The organism is Streptomyces sp. NPDC034086, assembly GCF_055575515.1.
On sequence record NZ_JBVISM010000002.1, the window covers coordinates 938566 to 951815 of the forward strand.

Annotated in this window: 11 protein-coding genes; 9 read left to right on the forward strand and 2 right to left on the reverse strand. The window is 74.6% G+C overall.

Features of this window, described 5'->3' with window-relative positions:
- Window positions 1-15: 15 nt before the first annotated feature.
- Window positions 16-462, reverse strand: a complete 447-nt coding sequence (locus ACZ514_RS09720; protein WP_468166756.1) for a ferritin-like domain-containing protein — start codon at window positions 460-462, stop codon at window positions 16-18.
- Window positions 459-959: a hypothetical protein gene (locus tag ACZ514_RS09725; RefSeq protein WP_469124463.1), complete on the reverse strand. Its 501-nt coding sequence runs from the start codon at window positions 957-959 to the stop codon at window positions 459-461. The genes ACZ514_RS09720 and ACZ514_RS09725 overlap by 4 nt, the downstream gene beginning before the upstream one ends.
- A gap of 233 nt (window positions 960-1192) precedes the next feature.
- Between ACZ514_RS09725 and rimP the strand changes: the two genes are divergently transcribed.
- From rimP to ACZ514_RS09770, 9 genes are all read left to right on the forward strand, one after another.
- Window positions 1193-1705 (forward strand): ribosome maturation factor RimP, encoded by a 513-nt coding sequence (gene rimP, locus ACZ514_RS09730; RefSeq protein WP_468166761.1) that lies wholly within the window; start codon window positions 1193-1195, stop codon window positions 1703-1705.
- A 2-nt stretch (window positions 1706-1707) separates the two neighbouring features.
- A complete protein-coding gene (nusA, locus tag ACZ514_RS09735; protein ID WP_468166763.1) occupies window positions 1708-2709 on the forward strand; it encodes a transcription termination factor NusA in 1002 nt (333 codons plus the stop codon).
- 143 nt (window positions 2710-2852) lie between these two features.
- A complete protein-coding gene (locus tag ACZ514_RS09740) occupies window positions 2853-3140 on the forward strand; it encodes a YlxR family protein (RefSeq protein WP_468166765.1) in 288 nt (95 codons plus the stop codon).
- A gap of 148 nt (window positions 3141-3288) precedes the next feature.
- Window positions 3289-6375 (forward strand): translation initiation factor IF-2, encoded by a 3087-nt coding sequence (gene infB / locus ACZ514_RS09745; protein ID WP_468695565.1) that lies wholly within the window; start codon window positions 3289-3291, stop codon window positions 6373-6375.
- A gap of 154 nt (window positions 6376-6529) precedes the next feature.
- The gene (locus ACZ514_RS09750) at window positions 6530-6823 is read left to right on the forward strand and encodes a DUF503 domain-containing protein (protein WP_388941856.1); all 294 of its coding nucleotides are present in this window, start codon (window positions 6530-6532) and stop codon (window positions 6821-6823) included.
- 33 nt (window positions 6824-6856) lie between these two features.
- On the forward strand, window positions 6857-7309 hold the full coding sequence (gene rbfA, locus ACZ514_RS09755; RefSeq protein WP_362394283.1) for a 30S ribosome-binding factor RbfA: 453 nt from the start codon (window positions 6857-6859) through the stop codon (window positions 7307-7309).
- Complete coding sequence (gene truB, locus ACZ514_RS09760) at window positions 7306-8241, forward strand: tRNA pseudouridine(55) synthase TruB (RefSeq protein ID WP_468695562.1); 936 nt, start codon at window positions 7306-7308, stop codon at window positions 8239-8241. The genes rbfA and truB overlap by 4 nt, the downstream gene beginning before the upstream one ends.
- A 291-nt stretch (window positions 8242-8532) precedes the next feature.
- Window positions 8533-12120: a serine protease gene (locus tag ACZ514_RS09765; RefSeq protein ID WP_469124464.1), complete on the forward strand. Its 3588-nt coding sequence runs from the start codon at window positions 8533-8535 to the stop codon at window positions 12118-12120.
- A gap of 119 nt (window positions 12121-12239) precedes the next feature.
- A complete protein-coding gene (locus tag ACZ514_RS09770; RefSeq protein ID WP_468695558.1) occupies window positions 12240-13199 on the forward strand; it encodes a bifunctional riboflavin kinase/FAD synthetase in 960 nt (319 codons plus the stop codon).
- The last annotated feature ends 51 nt before the right edge of the window (window positions 13200-13250 follow it).

Genomic DNA, 13250 nt, shown 5'->3' on the forward strand with positions numbered 1-13250 from the left:
GCCGGTACGGGCCCCCTACGAGCGTTCCGTGAGCCCAGGGAAGGCTACGCCGACACCGCGCCAGCGCGCCGCGCGCACGGCCGCGGCGCTCAGCGCGTCAGCCGCCTCACGGCGCAACTGGCCGTCCGCCGACCGCACCAGGTCCGAGTACGCGCCCGCCACCCGGTCCTCGATCACGGCGGCCAGCCGCTCGGTGTCGGCCGGGGTGCGCAGCTCGAAGGGCAGGGCGTACGCGGCCTCGGCGGGCCGCGGCGCGCCGCCCAGCTCCCGCACGGTCCGGGTCAGCCGGTCGCGGCGGGCCAGGTGGCCGGCGTACGCCTCCCGGGCCTCGGTCGCGCGGGCGGGCGCGATCCGCGCCCCGATCACCCCGTACCCGTACGCCGCCGCGTGCTCGGCGGCCAGCGCGGCCTGGGCGGCGGGCAGGGCCCCGCCGGCGGGGGAGGGGGAGGACGAGGGCTTCACGAGGCGGCTCCCGGGGCGGAGGTCAGCAGGTAGGCGTGGACGGCCCCGCAGGCCGCCACCGAGGCGAGCATCCGGGCCAGTTCCCCCGGGGCGCCGGCCAGGGCGATGGTCCGGGCCTCGGACAGGCTCCGCTCGGCGTCCGCGAGCGCGCTCAGGGCCTCGGCCGGCTGCTGCGGAATCGGTTCGCCGCCCGCGGCGGGCGCACCGGGAGCCGGCGCGGCGACCCCCGACGCGGCGGCGGAGGGCGGACCCGGCCGGGCGGCGGGCTCGCGGGCCGCCGGGTCCGAGAAGGCCAGGGCCGCGGTGTGCGCCGCGACGGCGGCGCGCAGCGGCGCGAGCCGCCCGGCGAGCCCGGGATGGGCGGCCGCGGTGGCGTCGTAACGTTCCAGCAGTCGCTCGCTGTCACGGACGGCGCCCTCCCGCATCCGCCGTTCGAGCGGAATCCCGCCGTCGGCGCCGGCGGCGTCACCGCCACCGGTGCACCCGGTGAGCAGCACGGCCCCGGCCGCACCGGCTGCTCCGGCGAGCAGGCTTCTTCGTGAGGGCGAGGGCCTCAAGGGCGTGGTCCAGGGCACGGCGGCGTCCTCGGGGGGTGACGGCGGGGCAGGTGTGATCACGGTACCCGGGGGTCCCGCCCGCAGCGCGGACGGCAACACCCTCCACGACCGGATACCCTTTGACCTGACACGACGGAAACCACAACAGCACACGCGGCCGAGGAGTCACCCGGATGAGCACCACCCAGAGCGACAGGCTGCGCGGACTGCTGGAGCCACTCGTCGCCGCCAAGGGCCTGGACCTCGAGGACATCGAGCTCTCCAAGGCGGGCAAGCGCCGGATGCTGCGCGTCATCGTGGATTCCGATGAGGGTGTCGACCTGGACGAATGCGCCGAGCTGAGCCGTGAGATCTCCGACCGGCTCGACGAGTCCGACGTGATGGGCGAGGACGAGTACAACCTCGAAGTCAGTTCCCCGGGCGCCGACCGCCCGCTCAGCGAGCACCGTCACTACGTTCGGGCGACCGGCCGCCTCGTGAAGTTCCAGCTGTCCGCCGAAGGTGGAAAGGATGCCGGCGAACTGGTCGCCCGCATCCTCGGCGTCGACGACGAGGGCATGGACCTCGAAATCCCGGGTGTGAAGGGCCGCAAGGCGACCGCCCGTCGTATCGCTTTCACCGACATCGCCAAGGCGCGAGTCGAGATCGAGTTCAGCCGCAAGGACAAGAAGGAAGAGGAGGCGTAGCCGTGGACATCGACATGAGTGCCCTGCGGGGTCTGGTCCGGGAGAAGGAGATCTCCTTCGACCTGCTCGTCGAGGCGATCGAGTCGGCCCTCCTCATCGCGTACCACCGCACCGAGGGCAGCTTCCGGCGCGCCCGTGTCGTGCTCGACCGCACCAACGGTCACGTGGTCGTGTGGGCGACGGAGGACCCGAGGGACCTCGAAGAGGGACAGGAGCCCAAGGAGTTCGACGACACCCCGTCGGACTTCGGGCGGATCGCCGCGACGACCGCCAAGCAGGTGATCCTCCAGCGTCTGCGCGACGCCGAGGACGACCTGACCTTCGGCGAGTTCGCCGGCCGCGAGGGCGACGTCATCACCGGCGTGGTCCAGCAGGGCAAGGACCCCAAGAACGTCCTCGTCGACATCGGCAAGCTGGAGGCCATCCTGCCGGTGCAGGAGCAGGTGCCGGGCGAGGAGTACACGCACGGTCTCCGCCTCAAGGCGTACGTCGTGCGGGTGGCGAAGGGTGTCCGCGGTCCGTCCGTGACCCTGTCGCGGACCCACCCCAACCTCGTGAAGAAGCTCTTCGCGCTGGAGGTCCCGGAGATCGCCGACGGCAGCGTCGAGATCTCCGCGATCGCCCGCGAGGCCGGCCACCGCACCAAGATCGCCGTCCGGTCCACCCGCTCGGGCCTCAACCCGAAGGGCGCCTGCATCGGCCCGATGGGCGCCCGCGTGCGCAACGTGATGGCCGAGCTGCACGGTGAGAAGATCGACATCGTCGACTGGTCGGACGACCCGGCGGAGATGGTGGCGAACGCCCTCTCACCCGCCCGGGTGAGCAAGGTCGAGGTCGTCGACTGGGACACCCGGTCCGCCCGGGTGACCGTGCCCGACTACCAGCTGTCGCTGGCGATCGGCAAGGAGGGCCAGAACGCCCGCCTGGCCGCCCGGCTCACCGGCTGGCGCATCGACATCCGGCCCGACACGGAGGCGCCCGCCGACGCGGACGCCCGTGACTGACCGGGAATAAACCGCTACCCGCCGGAGGTTCCCGGCGGGTAGACAGGTGCTCGGGGAGTCCCCGCGCACGGGAACAACACGACGACATCCGTTCGATTTTTCGCCTGAAGGGGTGAGGTCGGTACGGGGAGGTAGACTTAGGCGTGTCTGGCCGGACGCAAGCCCGCGCATGCCCCGAACGCACCTGTGTGGGGTGCCGGGAGCGAGCGGCCAAGAGCGATCTGCTGCGGATCGTGGCGATCGGGGACGAATGCGTCCCTGATCCTCGCGGTACGCTGCCCGGCCGGGGTGCCTACGTGCACCCCGCCGTGGTCTGCCTCGACCAGGCGGTCCGCCGCCGGGCGTTCCCCCGGGCCCTCAGGTCCGCCGGAACGCTCGACACGGAGGAACTGCGCAAGGCTCTGGCCGCACAGGCCGAGGCGACACCGTAAGAAGTAGTACGGCACGGAAACCCCGTGCGGTCAGGTACCTCGCGAGTTGGAAGTAGGTCGAGATTGCGATGAGCACTCGATGAGTACGCGATGAGTACGCCCATGAAGTAGCGACGGTCCGGCGTAACCCGGACCTCAAAGGAGCGAAGTGGCTAAGGTCCGGGTATACGAACTCGCCAAGGAGTTCGGAGTCGAGAGCAAGGTCGTCATGGCCAAGCTCCAAGAACTCGGTGAATTCGTCCGTTCGGCGTCCTCGACGATCGAGGCGCCGGTTGTACGCAAGTTGACTGACGCACTGCAGGGGCCCGGCGGCAACGCCGGCAAGTCCGCTGCGAAGCCCGGCGCGCCCCGCAAGGCCGCGCCCGCCAAGCCCGCGGCGCCCTCCCCGGCCGCCGCGGCACGTCCCGCCGCCCCCAAGCCCGGCGCACCGGTGGCCCCCAAGCCCGCCGCCGCCGAGGCCCCCGCGGCCACCCCGGTGACCCCGGCCGCCCCCGGCCCGCGTCCCGGTCCCAAGGCTCCCGCCCCGAAGCCCGCTCCGGCGGCTCCCGTGGCGACCGAGTTCTCCGCGCCCCCGGCGGCTCCCGCCTCCCCGGCGCGTCCCGCCGCGGCCCCCGGCCCGCGTCCGGCGCAGCAGCGCCCGGCCGCCCCGGGCCAGGGTGCCCGTCCCGGCGCCCCGCGTCCGGCCGGCTCCACCCCCGGCGGCCAGGGCCAGCGCCCGGCCGGCGGCTCCCAGGCCCCGCGTCCCGGCGGCGCCCGTCCGGCCGGTCCCCGTCCGGGCAACAACCCCTTCACCTCCGGCGGCTCGACCGGCATGGCGCGCCCGCAGGCGCCCCGTCCGGCCGGCGCTCCCCGTCCCGGTGCCCCCGGCGCCGGCGGTCAGGGTGCTCCGCGTCCGCAGGCCGGTCCCGGCGGCGCCCCGCGTCCGCAGGGTCCCGGCGGCGCCCGTCCCACCCCGGGCGGCATGCCCCGTCCCCAGGGCGGCGCTCCGCGTCCGGCTCCGGGCGGCAACCGTCCGAACCCGGGCATGATGCCGCAGCGTCCCGCTGCCGGTGGTCCCGGTCCCCGTCCCGGCGGCGGCCCCGGTGGCCGTGGTCCCGGTGCCGGTGGCCCGCGTCCCGGCGGTGGCGCCGGTCGTCCCGGCGGCGGCTTCGCCGGCCGTCCGGCCGGTCCGGGCTCCCGCCCGGCGGGCGGCGGCTTCGGCGGCCCGCGTCCGGGTGGCGGCGGCTTCGGCGGCGGCCCGGCCGGTGCCGGTGGCGGCGGTCGTCCCGGCTTCGGTGGCCGTCCCGGCGGTCCCGGTGCCCGTGGCGGCACGCAGGGCGCCTTCGGCCGTCCCGGCGGTCCGGCCCGTCGCGGCCGCAAGTCCAAGCGCCAGCGTCGCCAGGAGTACGAGGCCATGCAGGCCCCGTCGGTCGGCGGCGTGATGCTGCCGCGCGGCGGCGGCGAGACCGTGCGCCTGTCGCGCGGTGCCTCCCTCACCGACTTCGCGGAGAAGATCAACGCCAACCCGGCGTCGCTCGTCGCCGTGATGATGAACCTCGGCGAGATGGTCACGGCCACGCAGTCCGTCTCCGACGAGACCCTCCAGCTCCTCGCCGACGAGATGAACTACACCGTTCAGATCGTCAGCCCGGAGGAGGAGGACCGCGAGCTCCTCGAGGGCTTCGACATCGAGTTCGGCGAGGACGAGGGCGGCGAGGAGTTCCTGCTCCCGCGTCCGCCGGTCGTGACCGTCATGGGTCACGTCGACCACGGTAAGACCCGACTGCTCGACGCCATCCGCAAGACGAACGTCGTCGCGGGCGAGGCCGGCGGCATCACGCAGCACATCGGTGCGTACCAGGTCTCCACCGAGGTCAACGACGAAGAGCGTCGCATCACCTTCATCGACACCCCCGGTCACGAGGCGTTCACCGCCATGCGTGCCCGTGGTGCCAAGTCGACCGACATCGCGATCCTCGTGGTCGCGGCCAACGACGGCGTCATGCCGCAGACGATCGAGGCGCTCAACCACGCCAAGGCCGCCGGCGTCCCGATCGTCGTCGCGGTCAACAAGATCGACGTCGAGGGTGCCGACCCGACCAAGGTGCGCGGTCAGCTCACCGAGTTCGGTCTGGTCGCCGAGGAGTACGGCGGCGACACGATGTTCGTCGACATCTCCGCCAAGCAGGGTCTGCACATCGACTCCCTGCTCGAGGCCGTCGTCCTCACCGCCGACGCCTCCCTCGACCTGCGCGCCAACCCCGAGCAGGACGCTCAGGGCATCGCGATCGAGTCCCACCTCGACCGCGGCCGCGGTGCCGTCGCCACCGTCCTCGTCCAGCGCGGTACCCTCCGCGTCGGCGACACGATGGTCGTGGGCGACGCCTACGGCCGCGTGCGCGCCATGCTCGACGACAAGGGCAACAACGTCGAGGAAGCGGGTCCGTCGACCCCCGTCCTGGTCCTGGGTCTCACCAACGTCCCCGGCGCCGGCGACAACTTCCTCGTCGTCGACGAGGACCGCACGGCCCGCCAGATCGCCGAGAAGCGGGCGGCGCGCGAGCGCAACGCCAACTTCGCCAAGCGCGTCCGTCGCGTGTCCCTCGAGGACCTCGACTCCGTGCTCAAGGCCGGTCTGGTCCAGGAACTCAACCTCATCATCAAGGGCGACGCGTCCGGTGCGGTCGAGGCCCTCGAGTCCTCACTGCTCCAGCTCGACGTCGGTGAAGAGGTCGACATCCGGGTCCTGCACCGCGGTGTGGGTGCGGTCACCGAGTCCGACATCTCGCTGGCGATGGGCTCCGACGCCATCGTCATCGGTTACAACGTCCGTGCGGCCGGCCGTGCCGCGCAGATGGCGGACCGCGAGGGCGTCGACGTCCGGTACTACTCGGTGATCTACCAGGCCATCGAGGAGATCGAGGCGGCCCTGAAGGGTCTGCTCAAGCCGGAGTACGAAGAGGTCGAGCTCGGTACGGCGGAGATCCGCGAGATCTTCCGCTCGTCCAAGCTGGGCAACATCGCCGGTGTCCTGGTCCGCTCGGGCGAGGTCAAGCGCAACACCAAGGCGCGGCTCCTGCGCGATGGCAAGGTCATCGCCGAGAACCTCACCATCTCCGGTCTGCGCCGCTTCAAGGACGACGTCACCGAGATCCGCGAAGGCTTCGAGGGCGGTATCAACCTCGGTTCCTTCAACGACATCAAGATCGACGACGTCATCGCGACGTACGAGATGCGCGAGAAGCCCCGCGCGTAAGCGCGAGGCACATCGCACCGTGTCGTGACCCCCGGGGCCGGTCGGCGGAATATCCGTCGATCGGCCCCGGCCGTTGCGTGTACGGTTCTGGTGACCCTGCCGAGCGTCGGCCGGCAGGCCACCGAACCCGCACCGGCGGGATATCCGGAACTGCATGTACGTGGGGACTCTGTCCTTCGACCTGCTCCTCGGCGACGTTCATTCGCTGAAGGAGAAACGCTCCGTCGTCCGGCCCATCGTCGCCGAGCTCCAGCGCAAGTTCGCCGTGAGCGCCGCCGAGGTGGGAGACCAGGACCTGCACCGCAGGGCCCGTCTGGGCGTCGCCCTGGTGAGCGGGGACGCGGCGTTCGTATCGGACGTGCTCGACCGCTGTGAGCGGCTGGTCGCGGCGCGTCCGGAAGTGGAGCTGCTGTCCGTGAGACGGCGGTACCACGGTGATGAAGACTGATTGCTTGTCTGCAACAAAGAAGGAGACGGACCAGTGGCCGACAATGCGCGGGCGAAGAAGCTGGCGGACCTCATCCGGGAGGTGGTGGCCGAGAAGCTGCAGCGCGGAGTCAAGGACCCCCGCCTCGGTACGCACGTGACCATCACGGACACCCGGGTCACCGGCGATCTGCGGGAGGCCACGGTCTTCTACACGGTCTACGGCGACGACGAGGACCGGGCCAGCGCGGCAGCGGGCCTGGAGAGCGCCAAGGGCGTGCTGCGCTCCGCGGTCGGCCGGGCGGCGGGAACCAAGTTCACGCCCACCCTGACCTTCGTCGCGGACGCCCTCCCGGAGAACGCCAAGACCATCGAGGACCTCCTCGACAAGGCCCGGGCCTCCGACGCCCAGGTGCGCGAGGTGTCCTCCGGCGCGAAGTACGCCGGCGACGCCGACCCGTACAAGAAGCCGGGCGACGAGGACGACGAGGACGCAGCCGCGGAATGAGCACCAACGCAGGTCAGACTCCCCCGGCTAGCGCCGGGAGGGGCCCCCGGGACGGGCTTGTCATCGTCGACAAGCCGTCCGGCTTCACTTCGCACGACGTGGTCGCCAAGATGCGCGGGATCGCCAAGACCCGGCGCGTCGGCCACGCCGGCACCCTCGACCCGATGGCGACGGGCGTCCTCGTCCTCGGCGTCGAGAAGGCCACCAAGCTCCTCGGCCACCTCGCGCTGACCGAGAAGGAGTACCTCGGCACCATCCGGCTCGGGCAGAACACCCTCACGGACGACGCCGAGGGCGAGATCACCTCGTCCGCCGACGCCTCCGGGGTGACCCGCGAGGCCGTGGACGCCGGCATCGCCAAGCTGACCGGCGACATCATGCAGGTCCCGTCCAAGGTCAGCGCCATCAAGATCAAGGGCGTGCGCTCCTACAAGCGCGCCCGTGACGGCGAGGACTTCGAGATCCCGGCCCGGCCGGTCACCATCTCGTCGTTCCAGGTGTACGACATGCGCGAGGGCGAGGCCGAGGACGGCACCAAGGTCGTCGACCTCGTCGTCTCCGTCGTCTGCTCCAGCGGTACGTACATCCGCGCCCTCGCCCGCGACCTGGGCGCCGACCTGGGTGTGGGCGGCCACCTCACGGCGCTGCGGCGCACGCGGGTGGGCCCGTACAAGCTCGACCGGGCGCGCACGCTGGACCAGCTCCAGGAGGAGCTGACCGTCATGCCGATCGGCGAGGCGGCCGCCGCCGCGTTCGCGCGCTGGGACCTGGACGCCCGGCGGGCCTCGCTGCTCGCCAACGGCGTGCGGATCGAGATGCCGGACGCCTACCAGGACGGGCGGACCGTCGCCGTCTACGGGCCGGAGGGCAAGCTGCTCGGGCTCGTGGAGAGCAAGGGCGGCAAGGCCAAGTCCCTGGCGGTCTTCGTCTGACGTTCGTCCGGCCGTCCGGCCGCGTCCGTCCGCCCGGCCGCTCGCCCTAACGGCGTGGGGTCGTGGGCCTGACGTGGAGCGGTGAGCGCGCACGGACCGTGCTCACCGCTCCACGACCCCCCTCGGATAACTGTCTATCCACACGCGGCCCCGGATTCACCCCTTCGAGCAGGCGCTCGGAGTGAAGGCGGGGAGCGTAGGGGGGCGCTTTCGCCGGGCGTCCTTCCGGCGCTGATCTTCACTTGCCTACCGTCGTGCACACGGGTCCCGCGGCGGGAGAGTGGTGCGGCGATGAGGGACGAGGTCACAGGCGGTACGAGGGGTGCCCGCTCCGGCCCCTTCGCGGGCGCCGCGGAACTCGTGACGGTCCGGGACGCGGCCGGACGGCCGCGCGGCACCGGCTTCGTCGCCGACGACCGCGGCACCGTGATCACCAGCCACGAGGCCGTCGACGGCCTCGAACGGGTGGTGCTGCGCGCGTCCGGCGCCGGGGAGCGGACCTGGCTGGCCGGGGCCGATGACGTGACCGCCCTGCCGGAGCTCGGGCTGGCCCTCGTGCGCAGCGACGGACTGGGCGTGCGGCCGCTGCCCGTGGCGATGCGCGAGGCGATCACTCCGGGGACGTACGTACGCCTGCCCGCGCGGGGCTGGCGCCAGGCGCGGGTGCTCGGGGCCGGTGCGGAGGTCACCTACACCTCGGCGGACGGTTCCCGACGGCTGCCCGCCACCGTCGAGCTGGCCATCGGGACGGCCGGCCGGGACGCCCTGCGGCTGGGCGGCGAGGTCCGCGGGGGACCGGTCCTCGACGCGGCGACCGGAGCGGTGCTCGCGGTACTGGGCACCGCTCTCCGGGCGGAGCACCGCTCCGGGAGCTTCGCCGTCCCCCTGCGCGCGGCCGCCGCGGCCGCCCCCGGGAGCCCCCTCGCGACGCTGCTGGAGCGCAACTACGCCACCGTGCCTGGCTACGGCGACGACCTCAACCTGGCCGGCGCCCTGGAGCTGACCGCCACCACCCTCGGCACGGCGTTCCCCCCGTCCGGCGCCGCCGAACCCGCGCCGGAGCACGTGCCGCGCCCCCGGATCGCCGCCGCACTGGCCGCCTTCACCGCCGGGGAGGCCCCCGTACTCGGCCTCGTCGGAATGCCCGGAACCGGCCGCACCACCGCCCTCGCCGCCCTGGCCGCCGACCGGGCCCGCGGACCCCGTCCCGCGCCGACGCTCTGGCTGCGCGGAGCCGACCTGCGCGACGGCGACGGCTCGCTGGCCGACGCCGCCGCCCGGGCGCTGGCGGCGGCCGGCCGCATCGTCTCCGCCGCGGGCGCCGCACCGGCCCGGCCGGCGCCCCCGCCGCCCGGGCCGGCCGCGCCCGCGCCCGGGCCGCCCGGGGGCGTCCGGCCGGGCGGCGCCGGGGGAGCCCCGGCAGGGCCCTCCGGGGGCGCGCCCTCCGGCTTCGCCTTCCCCGGGACCCCGGCCGGCTTCGCCCCGCCGGCGGACCCGTCCCCCGGGGGCACCGCCGAGCGCGTGGCCCGGCTCGCGGCCGCCGCCGGACGGGCGCTGCTGGTGGTGCTGGACGCCCCCGAGGAGATGCCGCCCGGCCTCGCCCACCGCCTGGAGCCGTGGACCGCGGCCACCGCCGACTGGCTGCGCCGCACCGGGGCCCGTCTGGTGGTCGCGGCCCGGCCCGAGTACTGGGAGCGGGCCGGCGGCCTCTACCCGCCGGAGCTGCTGCACACCCCGGCCCGTCCCGCCCGGCGGCTGCCGCCCGCGCTGCCCGTCGGCGACCTGACCCCCGAGGAGGCGCGCACGGCCCGCGCCCGGCTGGGGATCCCGGACGACGCGGTGAGCGAGGCCGACGCCGGGCACCCGCTGACCCTGCGCCTGCTCGCGGGGATCCGCGCCGCCGAGGTCACGACGGGCCGCCCGGGCCGTGACGAGGTCTTCGCGGCGCACCTGGACCTGGTCGCCCTGCGCGTCGCCGTCCGGATCGCGGCGGCGGCCGCCGCGGGGCGCGGAGCCGGGGTGCACGGCCCCGGGGTGCGGCGGCTGGCCGCCCGGGTGGCGGGGCGGGTGCACGAGGCCGCCCGCCGGTGCCTCGGCCCCGGGCAGGGCCAGCTGGACCGGGCCGTCTTCGAGGAACTGTTCCCCTGGCGCACCGGCTGGGCCTCCGCCGTCCTCGCCGAGGGCCTGCTGGTCCCGGCGGGCCCCGGCTACCGCTTCGCCCACGAGGAGCTGTCCGACTGGCTCCAGTCCGCGCACCTCGACGTCCCGAGCGCCCTGGACCACCTCGTGCACCGCGGTCCGGCCGCGGCGGGGCCGCCCGTGCCCCGGCACCGCATCGGACCCGTGCTGGAAGCCCTGCGCAGGCTCCCGCCCGCCGAGGCGCGCGCCCCGCTGGACGCCCTGGTGGGCGCCCTGAACACCTTCGCCGAACGACGCGCCGCCGGATCCCCGGACCCCGTCCACCCCGACCGGCCGTGGTGGGCCTCCCGGCTGCTGCGCGGCACCCTGCTCGGCGCTCCCGACGCCACCGCCCACCTGCCCGTCCTGCACGCCCTCGCCGAACACGTGGCGCGGGCCGGCTCCGGCGAGTTCGGCGGCTGGTTCTGGAACGGGCTGCGGCTCCCCGAGTCCGACCGCCTCGACCTGCTGCGCCGCCTGCTGCCCTCCGACCACCGCTACCTCGAGGCCGCCGCCCGCCGCCTCACCCGAGCCCCGCGGACCGTCCAGCCGCTGGTCTGCGCCTGGTTCACCGACGAGCGCCGGCTGCGCGGCCGGCCCGGGGCCACCGTCGCCACCGCGGCACAGGCCCTGCTGCACACCCACCGCCGCCTCGCGGTGGACGACCTCACCGAGGCCCTGGTCGCCGCCGCGCACCCGCGGGCCGACGAACTCCTCGCCGTCCTCGCGGAGGACGAGCCGTCCGCCCTGTGCCGGGCCGTCGCCCGCTGGGCGCGGGACGAGCGGCCCGAACGGCGGGTGGCCGCCGCCGCGTACGGAGCCGCCACCGCCCCGCACGTGCGCACCCCCGCCGACCGGGAGCTGCTGCGCCGCGCGGCCGAGGCGCTCCTCGACCGCCCCGGCGACACCGGCCTGCGCGGCAGCGCCCTCGCGATCCTGCTCCGCGACCCCCAGGCGCGGGCCCGCCGCCTGCCCGAGGCCCTCGACTGCTTCCGCGACCCCGCGGGCGGTACCCGGCTGCCGGCCTCGGCGCTGGTCGCGGCACTGCCCGTACTGCCCGACCAGGACGCCGTGTTCGCCGCGCTGCGGGACCGGGCCGACGGGGAGGTGATCCGCGCCCTCGCCGGGCTCACCACCCCGGGCCTGGCCCGCCGCGCGGGGGACCTCGTACGGGACCACCTCGTCCGCCGCCCCGGGGACGCCCCGCACGCCGCCGCCTTCGTGGACCGGCGCCTGGACCAGGGCCCGGCGGCCGGCCCGGTGCTGCGGCCCCTGGTCCTCGGCCTGCTGCGGGGCGGCCCGCAGCAGGTGCGGGCCGCGCTGGCCGGGGTGCTGGCCGCGCCCGGGGCGCAGGTCTCGTACCCGCTGCGGGCCGAGCTGGCCGACGTACTGCTGCGCGAGGAGACCGACCCGCACGTGCTCGGAGCCTTCCTGGCGGGGCTCGCCGCCGGGAGCCACCGGCGCCCGGAGGTCCGTACCCGCGAGCTGCTGCGGCGCACCGGCCGGCAGCTGTTGCGGGCACCGGGCGGGCCGGCCGTCTTCGAGCACCGCACGGTGGAGCTGGCCCGGGCCGATCCGGTGTTCGGGGCGCTGGTGTCCCGCTGGCTCACCGAGGCCGCGACGGAGGCGGCGGCGCTGCTCGGGCCGGGCGCCCGGCGTACCGTGGAGACTCTTCGTAGGGCCGCGCCGGACATTACGTGAGGCGGGGAGGGATTCCGGCCAGAGCCGATGCGGGGCACCGGCCGACGGCATGGCAGTCTTAGACCTGCAATCGGCAATCGGTACAGGGACTACACGGGTTCGGGCGAGGAGCGGTCACAGTGCAGCGCTGGCGTGGCTTGGAGGACATCCCCCAGGACTGGGGACGCAGCGTCGTCACCATCGGCTCCTACGACGGCGTGCACCGGGGACACCAGCTGATCATCGGACGCGCCGTGGCGAAAGCCCACGAGCTGGGCCTCCCGGCGGTCGTCGTCACCTTCAGCCCGCACCCGAGCGAGGTCGTGCGCCCCGGCAGCCACCCGCCGATCCTGGCCCCGTACGACCGGCGGGCCGAACTGATGGCCGGTCTCGGTGTCGACGCGCTGCTCATCCTGCCGTTCACGGCGGAGTTCTCGCAGCTGTCCCCGGCCGACTTCATCGTGAAGGTGCTGGTCGACAAGCTGCACGCGCGCGCCGTGATCGAGGGCCCGAACTTCCGCTTCGGCCACCGGGCCGCCGGGAACGTCGACTTCCTGAGTGAGCTGGGCTCCACCTACGACTACGAGGTGGAGGTCGTGGACCTGGTCGAGCGCGGCGAGGCGGGCGGCGGCGTGCCGTTCTCCTCCACCCTGGCCCGCAGGCTCGTCGCCGAGGGGGACATGGAGGGCGCCGCCGAGATCCTGGGCCGCCCGCACCGGGTCGAGGGCATCGTCGTCCGCGGCGCGCAGCGCGGGCGCGAGCTCGGCTACCCGACGGCCAACGTGGAGACGCAGCCGCACACCGCGATCCCGGCCGACGGGGTGTACGCGGGCTGGCTGACGGCCGACGGCGAGCGGATGCCCGCGGCGATCTCGGTCGGTACGAACGTGCAGTTCGACGCCACCGAGCGGACCGTGGAGGCGTACGCGATCGACCGTGTCGGACTGGACCTGTACGGCAAGCACGTGTCCGTCGACTTCCTGTCCTACGTGCGGGGGATGGCGAAGTTCGAGTCGCTCGACGGGCTGCTGGAGGCCATCGCGGACGACGTGAAGCGGGCGCGGGTCCTGACGGACGCCTTCGACGCCGCGCGGCGCTGAACGGCGCTCCTGACACACGGCGAAGGGCCCCTTCCGTCCCAGGACGGCAGG